The following is a 22248-nucleotide window of genomic DNA, read 5'->3' on the forward strand; positions in this document are numbered from 1 at the left end:
GTCAGGAGCGCACGATGCTCAGGATCTCGGTCACGAGTGCGTCTACTTCCTCCGCCGATCGGGCCTCGACGTTCAGCCGGAGCAACGGCTCGGTGTTCGACGCGCGCAGGTTGAACCAGGCGTTGTCGGCCAACTGCACGGTCACCCCGTCCAGCCGGTCCACCGAGTGCGCCCGGTCCGCGAAGGCCTCCACCACGGCCAACGTCCGCGCCTCGGCGTCGGCCACGGTCGAGTTGATCTCGCCGGAGGCCGCGTAGCCGGCGTAGGAAGCCATCAGTTCCGACACCGGCCGGTCCTTCTCGCCGAGCGCGGCCAGCACGTGCAGCGCCGCGAGCATGCCGGAGTCGGCGCCCCAGAAGTCGCGGAAGTAGTAGTGCGCGGAGTGCTCGCCGCCGAACACCGCTCCGGTGGCGGCCATCTCCTGCTTGATGAACGAGTGCCCGACCCGGGTGCGCAACGGCGTTCCGCCCAGTTCGTGCACGAGTTCGGGCACCGCGCGGGAGGTGATCAGATTGTGGATGATCACCGCGCCGGGCTCCTTGGCCAGCTCGCGCTCGGCGACCAGGGCGGTGATCGCCGAGGGCGACACCGGGTCGCCGTTCTCGTCGACCACGAAACAGCGGTCGGCATCGCCGTCGAAGGCCAGGCCGATGTCCGCGCCGGATTCGCCGACCAGCTTCTGCAGGTCTACCAGGTTCGCCGGGTCCAGCGGATTGGCCTCGTGGTTCGGGAAGCTGCCGTCCAGCTCGAAGTACAGCGGCACGATCGTCACCTGGGGCAGCGTGCCCAGCACCGCGGGGACCGTGTGGCCGCCCATACCGTTGCCCGCGTCCACCGCGATCGTGAGGGGGCGGATGCCGTCGAGATCGACCAGGCCGCGCAGGAACTGCGCGTATTCGGTGAGCAGATCCAATTCCGTCGCGCTGCCGCGCTCGCCCGTGTACTCGGGCACACCCTCGATCAGCTGGCCCTTGACGGTGGCCAGACCGGTGTCCTGCCCGACCGGAAGGGCCTTGGCGCGGCACAGCTTGATGCCGTTGTAGCGGGCCGGGTTGTGGCTGGCGGTGAACATGGCGCCCGGGCAGTCCAGGTGTCCGGAGGCGAAGTACAGCTGGTCGGTCGAGGCCAAGCCGATGTGCACCACGTCGAGGCCCTGGTCGAGCACGCCGTCGGCGAAGGCCGCGGACAAAGCCGGGGAGGAGTCCCGCATGTCGTGTCCGATGACGATCCGGGTGGCGTTCTCGGCGCGCATCAGCCGGGCGAAGGAGGCGCCGACGTCCCTGACGAATTCCGCGTCGATCTGATCACCGACCACACCGCGAACGTCGTAGGCCTTGATCACCGCGTTCACGAATTCGGCAGAGCGGGCGACTGTCATGCCCACCACCCTAGTGGTTGCGCCGAGCCGGTCCGACACCGTCCTCGTCTGTTCAGGACGGCGGGTCGGGCAGGACGCGCAGATGGCCGCGGCGGCCGGTTCGCGTGGTCCGCGGCGGCGGGGGAGCGTAGTCGCGATAGCCACGCTGCTCGTGCTCCGGCGGGCGGCGGCGCAGCCCGGCCTCCCGCACCGCCTCGGCGAGCGCGGTCAGATCGTCGTCATCCGGTGTGCTGGAGGAGAATCCACCTTCGTGGCGAACCAGCTCCCAGCCCTTCGGAGCGGTGATTCGTGAGCCGTGCGTTTCGCAGAGATCCCAGGAGTGCGGTTCGGCGACCGTCGCGAGTGGTCCGACCACTGCCGTCGAGTCCGAGTACACATAGGTGAGCGTCGCGACGGCCGGATTCTTGCAGCCTGGACGGCAGCAACGACGCATGGGAATCACGCCGATGAGAGTAACCCCCCTGGCGCGTCGATGGGGACAGACACGCTTGAAGAATCTCGGTTCGCGCGTCGCGAAACGAGGGCGGCACGCAGGCCCGCCGGGCGCGCTTCGCGTCCGGCGGTGTACTGCACGACGTTTCCCCGGCTCGGACCACGGTGTGCCGCCCGGCCGGCCCCGTGAGGGTGCGCGGTGCGAGCGGTTCGTCGCGAAGCGGGAAGCTCCGGGATACCCAGCGGTCACCGGCTTACACGTGTTCTCGCCGGCGCCTGCCCCGCAACTGCATTCGAGGGCCACCGCCGCGCGGATGGGTGCGACTCACTCGGCTTCCGGATCGATCACGTCCGGGTCGACGCCGAGATAGGTCGCCACCTGCTGGACCAGCACCTCGCGCAGCAGGTCCACCAGGTCGTCGGGGTCGCTGGCGCGCAGTTCGAGCGGCTTGCGGAACAGCACCACGCGCGCCCTGGTCGCCGCGCCGTGCCGGTCGACCCCGGCCGGGATGAGCCGGGAGAGGGGAACCGGGCCGTCGGCGACCACCTCGTCCGGCCAGGTGACCGAATCGGGGTGCAGCGGACGGATTTTCGGAACGTCGTCGACCGCGATGTCGAGCTTGGTGAGCCGGTCGTGCCAGCGGGTGTCCAGCGGGGCGAACGCCTCCAGCACCAGCCGGTCGAATTTCTGGCCGCGGGTCCGCCAGGCGGGCACCGTGGGGGGCAGCATCGGCCCGCGCACTCCGCGGCCACGGCGGATAACCGACCGCGCGGTCGGCGGTCGACGCTTACGGGAACGTGCCATGACACAAAATCTAGGCCAGCCGGGTCCGGCCGTCCGCATCAGGCGGTGGAGATTCGTCCGGTCGTGTCGCGCGTGCCCGGAGTGCCCTGGTGGGACGGGCGGCTCCGGGCCCCGCGGATGTCTGTCAGCCGATGCCGCGCTTGAGGCGGCGGCGCTCTCGCTCGGAGAGCCCGCCCCAGATGCCGAAGCGCTCATCGTGCGCGAGCGCGTATTCCAGGCACTCGTCACGCACCTCGCAGCCCATGCAGATCCGTTTGGCCTCACGAGTCGAGCCGCCCTTCTCGGGGAAGAACGCCTCCGGATCGGTCTGCGCGCACAGGGCGCGCTCTTGCCACTGCTCTTCGATGGATTCGAACATCTCGTCGAAGCCGGTCACGACCAGGCTGAGCCGGGGCGCTGTGACTCCGTCACCCCCCTCTTGGTCCTTCCAGCCGCCGTTGTCTGCGCAGACGCCACGTGCTGCGCCTGCTGTGGAATCGGTCGGCGAGACCATCTCGTTGGCCACGCTCCGCCTCCTCACTGTGTGTTAGCGCAGAATGATTCTTTCCGTCGGACCAACACGCGCACCGACGGCCATACCCCGCGACGTTGTCCCGCGGACGTCCCCGAGCTTGTCATACCGATGCGAACATCTGTTCGAAAAGCGGCTCGCGCGTGGAACTCTCGCGCGACCCCGGAATGACATGACTGTGATTAGACACGCCGGACGCGTCGATGGTCAAGCCGCCGTCGCTATTCCGTTACTATCCGCAGCCGCATTCCGATCCCAACTTGTGATCTGCAATAGCAAATAAACAGCAAATTTGCCGCGAATGGGAGTCGCCACGCCAGCGCATAGGCTGTGCGGATGTGACTGGACAACAAGCGGACGCCACGCCCGCGAACGGACCCCGGATCGCCGTGCTGGTCGGCGGCGTCGGTGGGGCGCGTTTCCTGCAGGGCGTCCGGGAACTGCTGCCCGAGGCCGAGGTCGCCGCGATCGTGAACGTCGGCGACGACGTCTGGATGCATGGGCTCCGGATCTGTCCCGACCTCGACACCTGCATGTATACCCTCGGCGGCGGCATCGATGCCGATCGGGGCTGGGGTCGCGTCGGCGAAACCTGGCACGCCAAAGAGGAGCTCGCGAAGTACCACGCCCAGCCGGACTGGTTCGGCTTGGGGGACCGCGATATCGCCACGCATCTGATCCGGACCGAAATGTTGCGCGCCGGATACCGGCTCTCCGCGGTCACGGAAGCGCTGTGCAACCGGTGGCAGCCCGGCGTGAAACTGATCCCGGCAACCGACGATCGCTGCGAAACGCATGTCGTCGTGACCGATCCGGGCAAGCCTGGCGAACGGCGCGCGATCCATTTTCAAGAGTGGTGGGTTCGCTACCGCGCGAACATCGACACCCATGGATTCGCCACAATTGGCGCCGATGAAGCCAAACCTGCCCCAAATGTGATCGATATCATAGAATCCGCCGACGTGGTCCTTCTCGCGCCGTCGAACCCCGTCGTGAGCATCGGCGCCATCCTCGCCGTGCCCGGTATCCGCGGCGCCCTGCGCACCACCCGGGCCAAGGTGATCGGCGTGTCCGGCGTGATCGACGGCAAGCCCCTGCGGGGTATGGCCGACGAATGCCTGTCGGTGATCGGCGTGGAGACCACGGCCGAGGCGATCGGCCGGTACTACGGCGCCCGCTCGGCCACCGGCATCCTGGACGGCTGGCTGATCCACAGCACCGACACCGCCGACGTGCCCGGCGTCGAGGTGCGTAGCGTGCCCTTGTTGATGACCGACCCGCCCACCACCGCCGAAATGGTGCGTCAGGCGCTGGATCTCGCTGGAGTCGCCCCGTGACCACATCCGCCGATCACGCGGCCGGAGAGCTGCGCATCCTGCCCATCACCGGGCTGCCCGAATTCCGGCCCGGCGACGACCTCGCCGAGCACATCGCCCGCTGTGCGCCCTGGCTGGCCGACGGTGACGTGCTGGTGGTCACCAGCAAGATCGTCGCCAAGGTCGAGGGGCGCATCGTGGAAGCGCCGCTGGACCCGGAGGAACGCGACGCCGCCCGGCGCAGGCTCATCGACCAGGAGGCGGTGCGGGTGCTCGCCCGCAAGGGCCGCACCTTGATCACCGAGAACAAGCTCGGCATCGTGCAGGCGGCCTCCGGCGTGGACGGCTCGAACGTCGAACAGGGTGAACTCGTGCTGTTGCCCACCGACCCGGACGCCAGCGCCAAGGCGCTGCGCGCCGCGCTCGCCCGGCGACTGGGTGTGACGGTGGCGGTGGTCGTCACCGACACGATGGGCCGCGCCTGGCGCAACGGCCAGACCGACGCGGCCATCGGCGCCGCGGGCCTGCGGGTGCTGCACGACTACGCGGGCGCGGTGGACGGACAGGGCAACGAATTGTTCGTCACCCAGGTGGCCGTGGCGGACGAGCTGGCCGCCGCCGCCGACCTGGTCAAGGGCAAACTCGGCGGTGTCCCGGTAGCGGTGGTGCGCGGCCTGCCGATCGTCGACGACGGTTCCAGCGCCACCGATCTGCTGCGCGGCGGCACCGAGGACCTGTTCTGGCTGGGCACCGCGGAGGCGATCGAGCGCGGTCGCAAGGAGGCGATCCTCCTGCGCCGCTCGATCCGCCAGTTCGCCGAAACGCCGGTGGACCCCGAACGCATCCGCGCGGCGGTGTCGGTCGCGCTGACCGCGCCCGCGCCGCACCACACCCGGCCGGTGCGATTCGTCTGGCTGCGCGAGCCGCAGCTGCGTACTCGCCTGCTCGAGGCGATGGCGCGGCAGTGGCGCGCCGATCTGACCGCCGACGGACTCGACCCGGAGCGGGTCGAGCGCCGGATCGCGCGCGGGCGCATCCTGTTCGACGCCCCCGAGGTGATCATCCCGTTCTGCGTGCCGGACGGCGCGCACGACTACCCGGACGAGCGCAGGCGGGCCAACGAGCGCACCATGTTCACCGTCGCGGTGGGCGCCGCGGTGCAGGGGCTGCTGGTCGCCTTGGCCACCGAGGGAATCGGCAGCTGCTGGATCGGGTCGACGATCTTCGCCCCGGAGGTCACCCGTGCGGTCCTGGGTCTGGACGAGGACTGGAGCCCGCTGGGCGCCATCGCCATCGGCCATCCGCTCGAGGAGCTGACCCCACGGCAGGCACCGGGCGCGGGCTCGGGGCTGGTCGAGCTGTGACGCGCTTCGATCCCGCGGCGCGCGAGGGGCGCCGGTGAGCGCGGAGTCGCTGCACGCTTCGGCCACCGAGTTGCTCGAAACATGGTGTCCGGACGTCGAATCGGACCGCTCGCTGCGCGAGGCGATGTTGGCCTTCCTCGGCTCTGCTCCGCGCGGGTGCCTGCGCGAGCACGCGCCGGGCCACATCACCGCCTCCGCGGTGGTCTTCTCCCACGACGGCCGCGAGGTGCTGCTCACCCTGCACCCGCGGGTCGGACGCTGGATCCAGCTCGGCGGCCACTGCGAGGAGCGCGACGAGACGGTCGCGGGCGCCGCGCTGCGCGAAGCCATCGAGGAATCCGGCATCGCGGACCTGCGGTTGCACCCGGGACTCTACGGCGCCCAGGCGCACCCCATCACCTGCTCACTCGGCGTGCCGACCAGGCACCTGGACCTCCTGTTCCGCCTCACCGCTCCCGCGGGCGCCGTCCCGGTGCGCAGCCACGAATCCACCGATCTGCGCTGGTGGCCGGTAGACGCGCTGCCCGCGGACGCCGACGTTCTGCTGCGTTGAACTAACCCCTCTTCGAGACCGGGCCCCGGTCGGATGCACATCCGGTTGGGGCCTTTCTCATGCGCGCGTCGGTTTACAAATTGTCTGATTTGTATAGACAAGCGACAAATGTGCCTATATCGTCCATATGTGAGGTAATGCACGTCACAGTAAACGTGCTGTTCGGATTGGAGACAACGATGTCGACGCACGCCGACATGTCTGCGCAGCCGGTCGAGGTACCGGCCTGGCGCGACCGCAAGCGCTATATGTGGCTCTGGGGATTGTTCGCCCCGACCGGCCTGTTCGTCATCGGTCTGCCGCTGATCTGGGCGTTGAACGAGCTCGGCTGGCACCGCCTCGCGCAGGTGCCGTTCTGGCTCGGGCCGATCCTGATCTATGTGCTGATTCCGATCGCGGACGTCTTCTTCGGCCCGGACGGCGACAACCCGCCCGACGAGGTGATGGAGTACCTGGAGAACGACCGGTACTACCGCTACCTGACCTATCTTTACCTGCCGTTCCAGTACGCCACGCTGCTCATGGCGGCCTACCTGATCACCGCCGACGAGGTGAGCTGGCTCGGCATCGACGGCGGGCTGCACGTGGTGGACAAGATCGGCCTGGCGATCACCGTCGGCATGATCGGCGGCATCGGCATCAACACCGCGCACGAGCTCGGCCACAAGAAAGTGGACCTGGAGCGCTGGCTGTCCCGCATCGCGCTGGCCCAGTCGTGCTACGGGCACTTCTACATCGAGCACAACCGCGGCCACCACGTGCGCGTCGCGACGCCCGAGGACCCGGCGAGTTCCCGGGTGGGCGAGACCTTCTGGGCGTTCTGGCCGCGCACCGTGTGGGGCAGCCTGAAATCGTCCTGGCAGTTGGAGAAGGCGCGGCTGGATCGGCTCGGCAAGAAGCCGTGGAGCCTGCGCAACGAAGTGCTCAGCGCCTGGCTGATGTCGGCGGCGCTGTTCGCGGCGCTGGTCGCGGTGTTCGGCATCGAACTGCTGCCCTACCTGATCCTGCAGGCCGTGGTCGGCTTCAGCCTGCTGGAGGCGGTCAACTATCTGGAGCACTACGGCCTGGTGCGGCAGCGCACGGCGAGCGGCCGGTACGAGCGGCCCGCCCCGGTGCACAGCTGGAACAGCGACCACATTGTCACCAACATCTTCCTGTACCACCTGCAGCGGCACAGCGATCACCACGCCTACCCGACCCGGCGCTACCAGACCTTGCGCAGCTGGGACGGCGCGCCGAACCTGCCCAGCGGCTACGCCAGCATGATCCTGCTCGCCTACTTCCCGCCGCTGTGGCGCCGCGTCATGGACAAGCGCGTGCTCGCGCACTACGACGGCGACATCACCCGCGCCAACATCGATCCGGGCAAGCGGGAGAAGGTGCTGGCGCGCTACGGCTCCGCCGCCACCGAGACGGGCGGAAAGGACGCATTGTGAGCGCCTATCGCTGCCCCGTCTGCGACTACGTCTTCGATGAGGCGAAGGGCGCGCCGCACGAAGGCTTTCCGCCGGGCACCCGCTGGGAGAAGGTGCCGGACGACTGGTGCTGCCCGGACTGCGGCGTGCGGGAGAAGATCGACTTCGAGCCGATAGGGGCCACGAAATGAACGAGTACAAGCTCTATCAGTGCATCCAGTGCGGCTTCGAATACGACGAAGCCGAGGGCTGGCCGGAGGACGGCATCGCGCCGGGAACCCGCTGGGACGACATCCCCGACGACTGGACCTGCCCGGACTGCGGGGCCGCCAAGGCGGACTTCTACATGGTCGAAATCGAACGGTCGTGAGATTTTGACTGCGGCAGGCGCCCGTGACAGTGTCGCGGGTATGCCGCGCAACGGAACCAGAGTTCCCTACCAGGAGGCCGCGCGGGACCTGCTGCGGACGTCGGTTCTGGACGCGATGCGCGAGCTGCTCACCGAGCGGGATTGGTCCAAGATCACCCTCGGCGACGTCGCGGCCAGGGCCGGCGTGAGCAGGCAGACGCTGTACAACGAGTTCGGCTCGCGCAGCGGACTCACCCAGGCATACGCCCTGCGACTGGCCGACTTCCTGGTCGACCATGTCGACGCGGCGATCAACGGCAACGTGGGCGACGTCCGCGCCGCGTTCCGTGACGGCATGGCCAACTTCTTCTTCGACGCGGCGTCCGACCCACTGGTGCAGTCGTTGCTCGCGGGCGAGGTGAAGCTGGATCTGCTGCGGCTGATCACCCTCGACGCCGGGCCGTTGCTCGAGCATGCGACCGAGCGGCTGTCGCGCGCCTTCCAGTACAGCTGGGTGGCGTCGACGGCGGCCGAATCGGATGTCATCGCGCACGCGCTGGTGCGAATCGCCCTCAGCTACATCCCCACTCCGCCCGGTCCGGGGCGGGACGCGCCCGCGGAGTTGAGTGCGCTGTTGAGTCCCTACGTCGAAGCGATCCTCGCCGCGCGGGTGCAGAACTGAGCCCGCGCGGGCAACCGGCTCGCGACTCGGCGCATATGCAGCACATTGAAAACAGACTGCACGGCTTGTGATAGCGATCCTGTTTCAACCGACGGCACAGGTGTAACGAACACCAAGTCAACAAGTATTCTCAGGCGACGGTGTTCGGGTCTTCTTTGAGCGGAGAAAAAGTGCAAACGGTTGGCAAACCGGTGGGATCGCCCGATCCCAAACGCCATCTGTGGGTTCTCGGCTTGCTCGCGCCGTCGTCCGCATTGCTGCCGTCGCAACTGGTGCTGCACACCGGCGCCGAGGTCTTCTGGTGGATCGGCCCGATCATCGTGCTGATCGTCATCCCGGCGCTGGACTGGGCGATCGGCGTGGACGGCAGCAATCCGCGGGACGAGGACTACGAATTGCTGTCCAACGACCGGTATTACCGGTGGTGCACCTACCTGATGCTCCCGGTCCAGCTGATCGGCCTGGTGATCGCGTGCTACATGTGGTCCGGTGACGACCTGAGCGTGGTCGACAAGCTCGGTCTGGCCGCCACCCTCGGATTCGTCAGCGGCATCGGCATCAACGCCGCCCACGAACTCGGGCACCGGGTCGAACGCATGGAACGCTGGCTGGCCAAGATCGCGCTCGCGCAGTCCGGTTACGGACACTTCTTCGTCGAGCACAACCGCGGCCATCACGTGCGGGTGGCGACCCCGGAGGATCCGGCCAGCGGCCGGCTGGGCGAGTCGCTGTGGGAGTTCCTGCCCCGCAGTGTGTCCGGGAGCTTCCGCTCCGCACTCGCGCTCGAGCGTGAGCGGCTGGCGCGCAAGGGCAAGGGCTGGTGGAGCCGGGACAACCACATCCTGCAGGCCTGGTCGATGACGCTCGTACTGTTCGGCGCGCTGATCGCGGCGTTCGGCTACCAGGTGCTGCCCTGGCTGCTGCTGCAGGCGGTCATCGGCATCGGCCTGCTGGAGACGGTGAACTACGTCGAGCACTACGGCCTGCTGCGCGCGCGCCGCCCGAACGGCATGTACGCCCGCTGCTCGCCGCGCGACAGCTGGAACAGCGACCACCTGGTCACCAACATCTTCCTGTTCCACCTGCAGCGGCACAGCGACCACCACGCCAATCCGGGTCGGCGCTACCAGACACTGCGCACCTCGCAGCAGGCTCCGCAGCTGCCCGCGGGCTACGCCGCCATGATCGTGCTGGCCGCCATCCCGCCGCTGTGGCGGTGGGTGATGGACGACCGCGTCCTCGCCCATTACGGCGGCGACATCACACTGGCGAACATCCAGCCGCGTAAGCGGCGCCGCATCCTGGCGGCCCGTGGGGTAATCGCGTAAGCACCGCCCCCGGGGCGAGTTCGACGCCGGGCCGCGCGAGCAGGACAGGCGCGTCGACCACGCCGGGTCGTGAGCGACTAGCCTTGCCTCGGTACTTGCCGAACCAGGAGAGGCTGATGACCACCTCAGAACTTCACGCACGCACGTCGTTGACCGCCGATGTCCGCAACGGCATCGACTACAAGGTGGCAGATCTGTCGCTGGCCGATTTCGGCCGCAAGGAGATCCGTCTGGCCGAACACGAGATGCCGGGTCTGATGGCGCTGCGCCGTGAGTACGCCGAGGTGCGGCCGCTGCAGGGCGCGCGCATCTCCGGCTCGCTGCACATGACCGTGCAGACCGCGGTGCTGATCGAGACCCTGACCAGCCTCGGCGCCGAGGTCCGCTGGGCTTCGTGCAACATCTTCTCGACCCAGGACCACGCGGCGGCCGCCGTGGTCGTCGGCCCGCACGGCACCGTCGACGAGCCCAAGGGCACCCCCGTGTTCGCCTGGAAGGGCGAGACGCTGGAGGAGTACTGGTGGGCCGCGGAGCAGATGCTCACCTGGCCGGGTGAGCCGGCCAACATGATCCTCGACGACGGCGGCGACGCCACCATGCTCGTGCTGCGCGGCGCTCAGTTCGAGAAGGCGGGCGTGGTACCGCCGGAGGACGAGGACCACTCGGCCGAGTACAAGGTCTTCCTGAACCTGCTGCGCGAGCGGTTCGAGACCGACCGGGGCAAGTGGGGCAAGATCGCCGAGTCGGTGCGCGGCGTCACCGAGGAGACCACCACCGGCGTTCTGCGGCTCTACCAGTTCGCGGCGGCGGGGGAGCTGGTGTTCCCGGCGATCAACGTCAACGACTCGGTCACCAAGAGCAAGTTCGACAACAAGTACGGCACCCGGCACTCGCTGATCGACGGCATCAACCGCGGCACCGACGTGCTCATCGGCGGCAAGAAGATATTGATCTGCGGCTACGGCGATGTCGGCAAGGGCTGCGCGGAATCGCTTGCCGGACAGGGCGCCCGGGTGCAGGTGACCGAGATCGACCCGATCAACGCGTTGCAGGCGCTGATGGACGGCTACGACGTGGTGACCGTGGAGAACGCGATCGGCGAGGCCGACATCGTCATTACCGCCACCGGGAACAAGGACATCATCACCCTCGGACACATGAAGGCGATGAAGGACCAGGCCATCCTCGGCAACATCGGTCACTTCGACAACGAGATCGACATGGCCGCGCTGGAGCGTTCCGGCGCAACGAAATTGACCATCAAGCCGCAGGTCGACCTGTGGACGTTCCCGGACAGCGGCCGCTCGATCCTGGTGCTGTCGGAGGGGCGTCTGCTCAACCTCGGCAACGCGACCGGTCATCCGTCGTTCGTGATGTCCAACAGCTTCTCCAACCAGGTGATCGCGCAGATCGAGCTGTGGACCAAGCCCGAGCAGTACGACAACGAGGTCTACCGGCTGCCGAAGCATCTGGACGAGAAGGTCGCCCGGATCCACGTCGAAGCGCTCGGCGGTGAGCTGACCAAGCTCAGCAAGGACCAGGCCGAGTACATCGGCGTCGACGTCGAGGGCCCGTACAAGCCGGATCACTACCGCTACTGAGCGCGGCGCCGGGTGTCCCGCGGGCCGCTTGCCCGCGGGACACCCTGCCCTTCGGGCAACCGCGGGCGCACCTGCCGGATGCTCGTCATCCGCGCTGGTCAGCCGGTGCGGGCACCGAGCGGACGGCGGGGTACGCTGCCTGGTCATGGGAGTGCTGATAGCGGTCGAGGGCCTCGACGGCGCGGGCAAGCGGACGCTGATCGAGCGGGTCGTCGCCGAGCTGCGCGGTCGCGGGCTGCGCGTCGCGACGATGGCCTTCCCGCGCTACCGCGTCTCGGTGCACGCCGATCTGGCCGCCGAGGCGCTGCGCGGCGCGCACGGCGACCTCGCCGCCTCGGTCAGTGGCATGGCCCTGCTGTTCGCGCTGGATCGCGCCGACGCCCAGGACGAGTTGTCGAAGCTGTTGGCCGACAACGACGTTGTGCTCCTGGACCGCTATGTCGCCTCCAACGCCGCCTACTCGGCTGCCCGGCTCGGGCAGTCGGCCGCCGGTGAAATCGTGGACTGGGTGGGCGAATTGGAGTTCGGCAGATTCGCCCTGCCGACGCCCGCGCTACAGGTGTTGCTGGACGTGCCGACCGAGCTCGCCACCGAGCGAGCCCGCAGGCGTGGCGAACTCGACGCCGAGCGCGCGCTCGACGCCTACGAGCGCGACGGCGGTCTGCAGCACCGGACCGGGGCGGTGTACCGTGAGCTGGCCGAACGCGACTGGCGCGGACCGTGGTGGACATACCGATCCGACGACGGCCCGGCCGCGCTGGCCGCGCGCATCGCCGAAATCGTTGGTCGATAAGGTTGGCTGTGCCGCGGGTTCGCACCAGTGTTGGCGTGGCGGCCCGATCCTGGCCTGGGAGATGACAACATAGTAGTTATGAAGCCGAAGATTCTGGTCGTCGACGACGATATGGCACTCGCTGAGATGCTCACGATCGTCTTGCGCGGGGAAGGGTTCGACCCGCATGTGGTCGGCGACGGCACACAGGCCCTGGCGGCGGTTCGCGAGATCCGCCCCGATCTGGTGTTGCTGGACCTGATGCTGCCCGGCATGAACGGCATCGATGTGTGCCGTGTGCTGCGGGCCGATTCCGGGGTTCCGATCGTGATGCTCACGGCCAAGACCGACACGGTCGACGTCGTGCTGGGTCTGGAATCGGGCGCCGACGATTACATCGTCAAGCCCTTCAAGCCGAAGGAGCTCGTGGCCCGGGTGCGGGCGCGGCTGCGCCGCACGGAGGAGGAGCCTGCCGAGCTGCTGTCGATCGCCGATATCGTGATCGACGTGCCCGCGCACAAGGTCAGCCGCGGCGGCGCGCAGATCTCGCTGACGCCGCTGGAGTTCGACCTGCTCGTCGCCCTGGCCCGCAAGCCGCGCCAGGTGTTCACCCGTGAAGTCCTGCTCGAACAGGTCTGGGGCTACCGGCACGCCGCCGACACCCGCCTGGTGAACGTGCACGTGCAGCGGTTGCGGGCGAAGGTCGAGAAGGATCCCGAGAACCCGGAGATCGTGCTGACCGTCCGCGGTGTCGGTTACAAGGCCGGACCACCGTGATCGATGGCGTGATCGCCCGTCTCCAACGATCGCTGGCGCCGGTGGTGGCCTGGTTCCAAGCGGTCGGCATTGCCTTAGGCCACCTCTGGCGTCGCTCGCTGCAGTTGCGTGTCATCGTGTCGACGCTGACGTTGTCGCTGATCGTCATCACGATCCTGGGCGTGGTGCTGACCAGTCAGATCACCGACCGGTTGTTGGACGCCAAGATCAACGCCGCGGTCGAGGAGATGGACCGCGCGCGCAACACGGTGGAAAGCCAGCTGGCGGGTGTGCACGACATCGGTGCTCAGCCGCAGCGGTTGGAAGAGGCCCGCAACGCGTTGTCCAACCGCGGCGGCACCGGCCAATCCACCGGCGCCGCGGGCAGCTTCGATTCGGCGCTGAGTGTGATCGGCGGGATGCCCCCGCAGCAGATCCCGCGCGGCCCGATCCAGGAGGTGCCCGACGAACTGCGCCGGTTCGTGCAGCGCAACCAGGTCAGCTACCAGTTCGCCACGGTCGACGACGCGGATGGTTACAGCGGTCGCGCGCTGATCATCGGCAGCCCGAGCGCGGAGATCCCCACCCTGGAGATCTACCTGATCTTCCCGCTGGCCAACGAGGAACGCAGCCTGTCGCTGATGCGCGGCACCATGCTGGTCGGCGGCATCGTCCTGCTGGTGTTGCTGGCCGCGATCACCGCGCTGGTCACCAGGCAGGTGGTCCTGCCGATCCGCTCCGCGGCCCGGATCGCGGGCCGGTTCGCCGACGGCAGGCTCAAGGAACGCATGCTGGTGCGCGGTGAGGACGACATGGCGCGGCTGGCGCAGGCGTTCAACGAGATGGCCGAGAGCCTGTCCAACCAGATCACCCAGCTGGAGGAATTCGGCAACCTGCAACGCCGGTTCACCTCCGATGTCAGCCACGAGCTGCGTACCCCGCTCACCACCGTGCGCATGGCCGCCGACCTCATCCACGGCAGCAGCGACGACCTCGACCCCGCCCTGGCCCGCAGCGCCGAGCTGCTGGTCAACGAGCTGGACCGGTTCGAGGGCCTGCTCAACGACCTGCTGGAGATCAGCAGGCACGACGCGGGCGTCGCCGAACTCCAGGTCGAGTCGCTGGACGTGCGGATGTGCGCGCGGGCCGCGATCTCGACCGTGCGGCACCTGGCCAAGGACGCCGGGGTCGAGGTGATCACGGACATGCCGGAGGAGCCGCTCGTCGCCGAGGTCGATCCGCGCCGGGTGGAGCGGGTGCTGCGCAATCTGCTCGCCAACGCGATCGACCACAGCGAGGGCAAGCCGGTGCTGATCCGGATGCGCGGCGACCTCGACGCGAACGCCGTCGCCGTCGTCGTACGGGATCAGGGCGTCGGCCTGCGGCCCGGCGAGGAGAAGCTGGTCTTCAACCGGTTCTGGCGCTCGGATCCCTCGCGCATGCGCCGCTCCGGCGGCACCGGCCTCGGCCTGTCGATCAGTGTGGAGGATGCGAACCTGCACGAAGGCAGGCTCGAAGCCTGGGGCGAGGCCGGGCTCGGCGCCAGCTTCCGCCTGACGCTGCCGCTGGTGCGCGGCAAGAAGCTCGGCGCGAGCCCGCTGCCGCTGGAACCGGGCCGCAAGTCGATGCGCGTGGTAGAGGCGGAGCCGCCCGCCGATTCCGGCGCTCCCAAGGGGGATGCCGCCGAACCGGCTCCGGCGCGACCGGCCGCCGCCGAGCCGACGGTGACCGATTCGGAAACCGGCCAGGCGCCGGACACCCTGCGCGGCAGCGCGGAGCCGAGCGTTTCCGAGCAGGCAGGCGGCCCCGAGGCCACACAGACGGGGCCTCTCGAGCCGCAGGACGCGCTGTCGGAGGATTCGAGCCGACCGGCCGCGGTGGATAGCTCGGCGCCGGGCGGCGACGAGGCGACGGTCGAGGCCGCGCGCGTCGGTTCGGACGCGGACGCGGCGTCGGATACCCCCGAAGCGGAGGCGCCGGACGCCGCCGAACCCGGCGTCCGCGAATCGAACGCGGCGCGGGAGCAGGCCCCTGAGCCGAGCGCGAGTGACTCGCCCGGCGCGACGACGCCTACCGACAGCACGTCGACGGAGGACGCGCCGGTCTCCGGCGCGAACGGATCGCCGGCCTCCGAGTCGGCGCGGACCGGGCGCGGCGGATCGCGCGAATCGGGGGACGTACAGTCATGACCATGCGTGTCAGAACTGCGCGAATGCAGCGGCTGACCGTGCTGGCCGCCGCGGTCCTGGCGGTGCTGGTTCCGCTCACCGCATGCGCCAGTCTGCCGGAGTCCTCGGCGCCGGAGGCGCTGGGCACCATCAACCGCGGGCCGACCTCCGAGGGCCCGCCGCCGCCCGTCGCCAACCGCGATCCCGATCTGCTGCTGCGTGACTTCCTCCAGGCCACCGCCGATCCGGCCAACCGGCATCTGGCCGCCCGGCAGTACATGACGCCCGCGGCCTCCACGCAGTGGGACGACGCGGCGGGCACCGTCATCGTCGAAAAACCCGACACACTGCGGGAATCGCGCTCCGGTGACAAAGCCACCTACCAGATCCGCGCGCGCAAGGTCGGCGAGCTGGCCGCCGATGGCGGGTACCGTCCCAGCGACGATCTGGTCATGGTGGAGAACAAGATCGAGCTGACCAAGGTCGACGGCGAGTGGCGCATCGACGAGCTGCCCGACGGCGTCGTGATGGACTCCACCGCGTTCTTCAAGTCCTACCGCCGCTACGTGCTGTACTTCATCGATCCGGGCGGCAACGCGGCCGTCCCGGATCTGCGCTGGATGTCGGTGCAGAAACCGGAACTGCCCCAGCGATTGCTCAGCTCGCTGATCGACGGGCCGCAGCACGCGCTGGCGTCGATGCTGCGCAACGAGCTCACCCCGCCGATCGCGCTGCGCGGCACGATCACCAAGATCAACGGTGATCCCGACGACGTCGGCATCGGGCTCGGTGGCGTCCGGATCGACTTCGCCGGCGCGTCGGCGCTGAACCCGCGCGATCGCGAGCTGCTCGCCGCGCAAGTGGTGCTGACCCTGTCCAGCGCCGACATTCTGGGGCCCTATCAGCTGCTCGCCGACGGCAAGCCGCTCGACGAGCGGTTCGCCGCGAACGGATACAGCGCGGCGGACGTGCAGCAGTTCAGCCCGGCCACGTCCGCGCGCAATCAGGTCGGGCTGCATGCCCTGCGCGGCGGCGGCTTGGTGGAGGTCGGCGACAACGGCGGCATCACGCCCGCGCCCGGCTACTTCGGCCGGGTGACCAACCTGCAGTCGGCGACCCTGTCCCCGGACGGTCAGTTCGTCGCCGCGGTGGCGGAAGCGGGGAGGCCACCGGGCATGCCGTCGCGCACCTTGATGGTCGGCACCTACGGCGGGAACGCTTTCCCGGTGGCCGAGGGATTCACCATCACCCGTCCGTCGTGGACCGCGGACGGCAGCGCCGCGTGGGCGGTGGTCGACGGCGATCGGGTCGTCCGTGCGGTCAATGATCGAGGCACCGGGAACGTGTCGGTGCAGGACGTCGACATCTCGGCGTTGACCGCGGCATCGTCGGCGTCGGCGCCCCGGCTGCCGATCACCGAACTCCGGATCTCCCGAACCGGAGTGCGGGCGGCGATGATCGCCGACGGCAAGGTGTACGTCGCGGTCGTCGTGCCGCAACCGGACGGGAAGCTCTCGCTGGCTTCGGCGCTTCCCGTGGGAGTCGGACTCAGCACGGCTGCGGTGTCGGTGGACTGGCTGGACGCCGATTCGATCATCATCGCGCGCGAGGGCAATATCGACCCGGTGAGCACCGTGTCGGTCGACGGCTCGGAGCCGACGCCGTTGACGTCGCAGAATCTGACGGCGCCGGTGCGGTCGGTGAGCGCGAGCTCGGATCATCAGTACGTCGCCGACTCGCGCGCGGTGCTGGAGCTGACCTCGGCTCCGGACCAGGGCCAGCCCTACTGGCGCGAGGTTCCCGGCCTGGGCGCGAACGCCATCCCCGTCCTCCCCGGCTGAGGGTTCGGTGGGCCGTCCGAACGGTGTCGCGGGGCGAGTCGGCTGGGACGTCACGGAGGAGGGCCGGATGCTTCCGCGTGGGCACTCGCGTAAGGACGGGCCGGTGGCCGGAGCGAGCGGCAACACACGCTCGTGGGCCCGGCCCGCACCGGTGTGCGGCACTGCCGCGTAAACAGCGGTGCCGCAACGTAAGCAGCGTTCTGCCGCGGATCGCCGTCGGCATGATCGAATCAACTTGTCGGCGGCCCGGCGCACACTGTGCCGATGCGAACCCTGCTCGATCTGGTGCTGCCCGCCGTCTGCGCGGGCTGCGGGCGTGCCGGAGCCGATTGGTGTGCCGACTGTGCCGTCGCGCTGGCCGGTCCGCCGGTGCGGGTGTGGCCGCGCACCGACCCGGGCGCCCCATGCTGGGCGCTGAGTCCGTATGCGGGGCCCGCCCGCCGGGCGGTGCTCGCCGTGAAGGAACGCGGACGGCGGGATCTGGCGAAGCCGCTGGGGGCGGCGTTCGCGGCCGCGCTCGCCGACCTGCGTTCGCCGGGCCGGCCCCTGGTGCTGGTGCCCGCACCGAGCAGAGCCGTGGCGGCGCGGCGCAGAGGTGGTGATCCGGTGCTGCGCACCGCGTCGGTAGCTGCGCGATGGCTACCGAGCACCCGCATGATACCTCTGTTGCGGGTGGGGCGTGGGGTGCGAGATTCGGTGGGCTTGACACCCGCCGAGCGGGCTCGGAACCTGGGCGGGCGGGTGACCGCGCTCGCCGGTCGCGCCGCCGACTGGGAGATACCGGCGAATGCCGAGGTGGTGCTGGTCGACGACGTGCTGACCACCGGAGCCACCGCCCGCGAGTCGGTACGCGCCCTGCGATCGGCCGGATTGCCGACACATGGCGTTCTCGTTACTTGCGCTGCTTGACTCGGGGAAATTTGCGTGAACACTGGCGATCAGCCCGTTGGCGGACTAGCGTCGCGAACACACACCCGAACCGCAAGTTTGGAGGTGGCGCCTCGGACATCTGTGCCGAGTCTTGTCGCTCGGCACGCTCAATCCCGCCGCACCGGAATCGGTCGGTGCGGCCAGATCCGGGAGGTACGCGTGACGACTTCTTCACGACCTTCAGTGAAAGATCCCGCTACTTCGGTGCTGGATTCCGGCACCCAGGAAGCACTAGAGCAACCCGCAGCGGAACGACCACGTGCGCCACGCGGCGACATCGTGGTGAAGGGCCGCAACGTCGAGGTGCCCGACCACTTTCGTATTTACGTCGCGGAAAAACTCTCCCGAGTAGAACGCTTCGATCCGTCGATCTTCCTGTTCGACGTGGAGCTGTTCCACGAGCGCAACCGTCGTCAGCGCAAGAACTGCCAGCGCGTCGAAATCACCGCGCGCGGAAAGGGTCCCGTCGTGCGGGCCGAAGCCTGTGCGGACAGCTTCTACGCCGCCTTCGAGTCGGTGACCGACAAGCTGGAGAGCCGGCTGCGCCGTACCAAGGATCGGCGCCGGGTGCACTATGGCGACAAGAGGCCGGTCTCCGTCGCCGAGGCCACGGCCGAACTGGTGGACGACTCCCTGTTCGAGCGGCTCAATGAGTCCGCCGCCGCGCACGCGCACGCGGAGGAGGGAAGGGAACCGGATTACGAGGCGGGTCCCGGCCACATCGTGCGCACGAAGGAGCATCCGGCGACTCCGATGTCGGTCGACGACGCCCTCTACCAGATGGAGCTCGTCGGCCACGATTTCTTCCTCTTCCAGGACAAGGAGACCGACCGGCCCTCGGTGGTCTACCGCCGTCACGCCTTCGACTACGGTCTCATCCGGCTGGCCTGACGACGCTGTCCCATACCCGCTGCTCCGGGCATTCGGCTCACCGGCCGGATGCCCGGAGCATTGTGCTGGAGCATGCTCGCGACCTCGGCCATCGGCGTGCCAGCGCGAGCAGCAGCCGCAGATCCGAGTCGAGATCGCCGACCGGCCGCCCCGCGGGATCGTCGAACCGCCGTGGCGGTGCCGCCGCCGCGCCGTTCGACTTGGCGGCGATGGCTTTACGAATCCGCTGCACGTCGTCGGCGCCGCTCGCTTCCGCGGGCAGGTAGCGCCGCAAATGCATCAGGGCGTCGCGGATCTCCACCGTCATACGGATCAGCCGGGCGTCGGATTCGGCGATCGGTAGATCCGGTTCGAGTACGATCTCCGGCACCGCGGCGGTGAGATCGCGCCACAGCGGCCGCAGGCGGCGGCAGTACCGTCCGGCGCGATCCCAGCCCACTCGGGTCCGCAGCGCCGCGAGGAGCGGGACGGACAGCAGGGCCGCGCCGAGCGCCGACGCCGCGAAAGTCGGTGCGGCCCAGCGCACCAGTGCCGGGTCGGCGGCCGTGCCGGATCCGCTGAGTCGCAGCGCCGAGATGATCAAGCCGCCGGAGGCGACGATCAGCGTGGTCAGCAGGGTTCGGTAGACGATCCGTTCCGCCGTGCTCGCTTCATCCGAGCGTAGTTCGCGCACCGCGGCGCGCCAGGCCAGCCGGCCGGTGGCGAGCAGCGGAAGCCACAGGACCGCCCCGGCCACCACCGTCGGCAGATCCGGTGCTTGCCCCAGCAACCGGCCCTCCTGCCGGGCCGCGGTACCCACGACGAGGATGAGCACGCCCCCGGCCAGCGCGGCCGAGTCGTAGACCCGCTGCCGAGCCCACGCCGACACAGGTTCCGCACCGGACCAGAGCCGAGCCGCACCGTAGAGACCGGCCGCCTCCATCAGGAGCGTGACCATCGAAAGCTGGTGCAGCAGACTGCCGATGCCGGGTGCGATGCCGCGCTCGAGCAGGATCAGCGTGGCGACACCCCACAGCATGGCCCGGTTGAGCAGGCGGTCGACGGTGGCGTGGTGTAGCGCGACCCGCCGCCCGAGCGCGACCACCGCGACGAAGACGATCAGGGGTATCGCGATCGGCGCCGGGATCGGCGAGGTCACCGCCGCCGATCGCGGAAGAACGTGCGGTGCAGCAGGGAATCGCGGCGTGGCGGGCGCATGGCGTGCAGCATCACCATGTCGGCGAAGGTCTCCGCGTCGCGTTCGCGCCGCGTGCCGTAGTCGGTGCGGCCGAGTACGTGGGCGATCGACTCCGGCGAGATCGAGGGCAGCAGGTCGGCCACCGCCGCCACGGTCGGCGTGCTCACGAGCCGGTCGCCCGGGTCGGTCTGTTCCGGGCCGTGGCCCAGCAGCATGTGCCCGAGTTCGTGCACGATGATGTGCTCGGCGTGCCACTCGGTGGTGTCGGCGCCGTAGACGATGACGTCGCTGTCCTGTTTCGCGATCCACAAGCCGCTGCCCGTGCCGCATCCGGTGCCGGCCAGCAGCGCGGTATCGATCGGCAGCAGGCTGATGCTGCGGCCCCGGTATTCCGCGACGTCATCGAGGTAGGTGCGCAGATCCCATGGGTGGGGTATCGGGAGGTCCCGGGTCAAGCTCCGGAACCGGGCCTGGATGGCCATGTGATCGGTCTCCTACAAAAGCTCAGTGGCCCATGTAGGACAGCATGTTACCGACTCGGCGGCGTCGGCTCCGCCGTGCTCTGGATGATCTTGGCCAGCATCGCCCGATCGATGTTCGAACCGCGCAGCGCGATGCTGGCGACGTTCGCGTCGCGCATGGTGGCGAGCAATTCCAGTTCCCGGTCGATGGCTCCCGCGGCGGGGCCGCGGGTGAGCAGGTAGTCGGCGGCCACACCGAAACTGCGCGTCACCGCGGCGAGGATCTCGGCATCGGCGGCGGCCGCCGAGTTCTCGTCGTCGAACTCTCCGTCGCGCAGGCGCGTCAGGTAGCTCGCCGGCACCGGCCGTCCGATGAATTCGCTCACCTGCGCGGCTACGGATTCGGTGCTGCGCTCCGGCGCGGAGCGCGGATGCACCACGGCGAACAGCCGATTGATCTTGTGGCTCAGGGTCAGCGCCGTGCCTTGCGGTCCGTTCTCGGTCATGCCTGCCTCGTCACTCGCCGTTTCGAACCGATGCCGTCGCCGCGTTGGCCGCCAGCCAGCGTGCGCGGAATCGGGCGTCGGTCGCTGCATCGATGTCCTCCGATCGACCTGCCAGCCAGCGGCGGTACCGGCGTTCCTGTATCTCGCCGGGGTCGCTGGACTCCGCGGGGACCGCGAGCAAGTGGGCGAAGGCCATTTCCACCAGGGGGTGCAGTTGCCTGCCCGGCCCGCCGTTGCGTTCGAGCATGGCGGTCGCGTATCGCGCCGAGAGTTTGGAGACCACCCGGTTGAGTTCCGCTATCGCCGCGACCACCTGCGGATCGCTGGTGCGACCGTTTTCGACGGCGTCGGTGAGCCGGCCCGATGCCGCGAGAAGCCCGGTGAGGTCGGAGATTTCGAAGCGGATGGCGTCGGGCCCGGCCACCACGGATTCTCCCGCGGCACGGGAGGCGTCGGCGGGTTCGTCGGCGGCGGGCACGCCACCCGCGTACGTACGTGCGGCGCTGCCCGGCAGCCATCGCAGCGGGGCGTCGAGCTTGTTCAGCGTCTGCATGCTGATCGCGGCCTCGCCGTCTTCGATCTTCCGGATGGTCGGCGCCGAAGGTCCCCCGAGGTCGCCGATCTGTAGCTGGGTGAGGCCGAGCTCGTCCCGGCGTTCTCTGATGATTCGCCCGAATCTCTTCTGCCGCGACAGCTCCGAAGGGCTATGCATAGTGAGTTCATGGTAAGTGTCTGGCAGGTTTTTGGCAAATCAATAGAAACAGTTTGGAAAACGGGTCGAAAGTTTGATACGGTGTTTTGCGTCGGATGGCCGGGGGGCCATGTGGCGCGGTTCCGGAACGGGCAGGGGCGTTCGCCGGGACGGACGTCTCCGGCCTGTCGCTCAACGGCGCGTGGCAGGTCGGGTTCAGCGGCGGTGGAGGGGATCGTCGCTGCGTCGGGTTCACCGTCGGCGAAGGGGGTCGACGGTGAACTTACTTTAGAGTAAGTTTGGTGGTCCCCGGCTTTCGAA

Annotated in this window: 22 protein-coding genes and 1 pseudogene; 15 read left to right on the forward strand and 8 right to left on the reverse strand. The window is 68.9% G+C overall.

Features of this window, described 5'->3' with window-relative positions; genetic code table 11:
* Position 1: 1 nt before the first annotated feature.
* The 4 genes from LTT66_RS19750 to LTT66_RS19765 all read right to left on the reverse strand — a co-directional run bounded on the left by LTT66_RS19750 (position 2) and on the right by LTT66_RS19765 (position 2973).
* The gene (locus tag LTT66_RS19750; protein WP_181719251.1) at positions 2-1378 is read right to left on the reverse strand and encodes a phosphomannomutase/phosphoglucomutase; all 1377 of its coding nucleotides are present in this window, start codon (positions 1376-1378) and stop codon (positions 2-4) included.
* A gap of 52 nt (positions 1379-1430) precedes the next feature.
* Complete coding sequence (locus LTT66_RS19755; RefSeq protein ID WP_043697013.1) at positions 1431-1811, reverse strand: DUF3499 domain-containing protein; 381 nt, start codon at positions 1809-1811, stop codon at positions 1431-1433.
* 324 nt (positions 1812-2135) lie between these two features.
* Positions 2136-2615 carry a metallopeptidase family protein gene (locus tag LTT66_RS19760; protein WP_167477524.1) on the reverse strand — a complete coding sequence of 160 codons (480 nt, stop codon included), beginning with the start codon at positions 2613-2615 and terminating at the stop codon, positions 2136-2138.
* 124 nt (positions 2616-2739) lie between these two features.
* Positions 2740-2973: a WhiB family transcriptional regulator gene (locus tag LTT66_RS19765; protein WP_029901515.1), complete on the reverse strand. Its 234-nt coding sequence runs from the start codon at positions 2971-2973 to the stop codon at positions 2740-2742.
* A 491-nt stretch (positions 2974-3464) separates the two neighbouring features.
* On the opposite strand from LTT66_RS19765, the gene cofD reads away from it, so the two are divergent.
* The 15 genes and pseudogenes from cofD (at position 3465) to hpf (ending at position 19092) form a co-directional block, all read left to right on the forward strand.
* A complete protein-coding gene (gene cofD / locus LTT66_RS19770; RefSeq protein WP_408638652.1) occupies positions 3465-4463 on the forward strand; it encodes a 2-phospho-L-lactate transferase in 999 nt (332 codons plus the stop codon).
* Complete coding sequence (locus tag LTT66_RS19775; protein WP_233060086.1) at positions 4460-5806, forward strand: coenzyme F420-0:L-glutamate ligase; 1347 nt, start codon at positions 4460-4462, stop codon at positions 5804-5806. Before cofD ends, LTT66_RS19775 begins: the two co-directional genes overlap by 4 nt.
* Before the next feature lie 34 nt (positions 5807-5840).
* Positions 5841-6359, forward strand: coding sequence for an NUDIX hydrolase (locus LTT66_RS19780; RefSeq protein WP_181719248.1), 519 nt, complete (start codon positions 5841-5843; stop codon positions 6357-6359).
* A 179-nt stretch (positions 6360-6538) separates the two neighbouring features.
* Positions 6539-7795 (forward strand): alkane 1-monooxygenase, encoded by a 1257-nt coding sequence (locus LTT66_RS19785; RefSeq protein ID WP_233069336.1) that lies wholly within the window; start codon positions 6539-6541, stop codon positions 7793-7795.
* A complete protein-coding gene (locus LTT66_RS19790) occupies positions 7792-7965 on the forward strand; it encodes a rubredoxin (protein ID WP_233060087.1) in 174 nt (57 codons plus the stop codon). The genes LTT66_RS19785 and LTT66_RS19790 overlap by 4 nt, the downstream gene beginning before the upstream one ends.
* Positions 7962-8144 carry a rubredoxin gene (locus LTT66_RS19795; RefSeq protein WP_043696873.1) on the forward strand — a complete coding sequence of 61 codons (183 nt, stop codon included), beginning with the start codon at positions 7962-7964 and terminating at the stop codon, positions 8142-8144. The genes LTT66_RS19790 and LTT66_RS19795 overlap by 4 nt, the downstream gene beginning before the upstream one ends.
* 40 nt (positions 8145-8184) lie before the next feature.
* The gene (locus tag LTT66_RS19800; protein WP_233060088.1) at positions 8185-8805 is read left to right on the forward strand and encodes a TetR/AcrR family transcriptional regulator; all 621 of its coding nucleotides are present in this window, start codon (positions 8185-8187) and stop codon (positions 8803-8805) included.
* A 191-nt stretch (positions 8806-8996) separates the two neighbouring features.
* Complete coding sequence (locus LTT66_RS19805; RefSeq protein WP_233060089.1) at positions 8997-10133, forward strand: alkane 1-monooxygenase; 1137 nt, start codon at positions 8997-8999, stop codon at positions 10131-10133.
* Positions 10134-10249: 116 nt separating this feature from the next.
* Complete coding sequence (gene ahcY, locus LTT66_RS19810) at positions 10250-11734, forward strand: adenosylhomocysteinase (RefSeq protein ID WP_233060090.1); 1485 nt, start codon at positions 10250-10252, stop codon at positions 11732-11734.
* A gap of 145 nt (positions 11735-11879) precedes the next feature.
* The gene (locus tag LTT66_RS19815) at positions 11880-12527 is read left to right on the forward strand and encodes a dTMP kinase (protein ID WP_181719242.1); all 648 of its coding nucleotides are present in this window, start codon (positions 11880-11882) and stop codon (positions 12525-12527) included.
* A gap of 78 nt (positions 12528-12605) precedes the next feature.
* On the forward strand, positions 12606-13283 hold the full coding sequence (gene mtrA / locus LTT66_RS19820; RefSeq protein WP_039800350.1) for an MtrAB system response regulator MtrA: 678 nt from the start codon (positions 12606-12608) through the stop codon (positions 13281-13283).
* Positions 13280-15025 (forward strand): annotated as a pseudogene (gene mtrB / locus LTT66_RS19825) (MtrAB system histidine kinase MtrB); the annotation flags it as partial. The gene mtrA and the pseudogene mtrB, both read left to right, overlap by 4 nt.
* Positions 15026-15447: 422 nt before the next feature.
* Complete coding sequence (lpqB, locus tag LTT66_RS19830) at positions 15448-17271, forward strand: MtrAB system accessory lipoprotein LpqB (RefSeq protein ID WP_233060091.1); 1824 nt, start codon at positions 15448-15450, stop codon at positions 17269-17271.
* A 264-nt stretch (positions 17272-17535) separates the two neighbouring features.
* Positions 17536-18180: a ComF family protein gene (locus LTT66_RS19835; protein ID WP_233060092.1), complete on the forward strand. Its 645-nt coding sequence runs from the start codon at positions 17536-17538 to the stop codon at positions 18178-18180.
* Positions 18181-18408: 228 nt separating this feature from the next.
* Positions 18409-19092, forward strand: a complete 684-nt coding sequence (gene hpf, locus LTT66_RS19840) for a ribosome hibernation-promoting factor, HPF/YfiA family (protein ID WP_408638860.1) — start codon at positions 18409-18411, stop codon at positions 19090-19092.
* Positions 19093-19129: 37 nt separating this feature from the next.
* Here hpf and LTT66_RS19845 read toward each other — a convergent pair whose 3' ends face one another.
* The 4 genes from LTT66_RS19845 to LTT66_RS19860 are packed head-to-tail and all read right to left on the reverse strand — an operon-like array spanning position 19130 to position 21948.
* On the reverse strand, positions 19130-20230 hold the full coding sequence (locus LTT66_RS19845) for an MAB_1171c family putative transporter (RefSeq protein WP_233060093.1): 1101 nt from the start codon (positions 20228-20230) through the stop codon (positions 19130-19132).
* The gene (locus LTT66_RS19850; protein ID WP_233060094.1) at positions 20227-20751 is read right to left on the reverse strand and encodes a hypothetical protein; all 525 of its coding nucleotides are present in this window, start codon (positions 20749-20751) and stop codon (positions 20227-20229) included. Before LTT66_RS19850 ends, LTT66_RS19845 begins: the two co-directional genes overlap by 4 nt.
* Before the next feature lie 47 nt (positions 20752-20798).
* Complete coding sequence (locus LTT66_RS19855; protein ID WP_181719237.1) at positions 20799-21236, reverse strand: hypothetical protein; 438 nt, start codon at positions 21234-21236, stop codon at positions 20799-20801.
* 10 nt (positions 21237-21246) lie between these two features.
* Positions 21247-21948 carry a helix-turn-helix domain-containing protein gene (locus tag LTT66_RS19860; RefSeq protein ID WP_195096383.1) on the reverse strand — a complete coding sequence of 234 codons (702 nt, stop codon included), beginning with the start codon at positions 21946-21948 and terminating at the stop codon, positions 21247-21249.
* Positions 21949-22248 lie beyond the last annotated feature (300 nt).

Origin of the sequence: Nocardia gipuzkoensis (genome assembly GCF_021183645.1) — a bacterium.
GTDB classification, from domain to species: domain Bacteria; phylum Actinomycetota; class Actinomycetes; order Mycobacteriales; family Mycobacteriaceae; genus Nocardia; species Nocardia abscessus.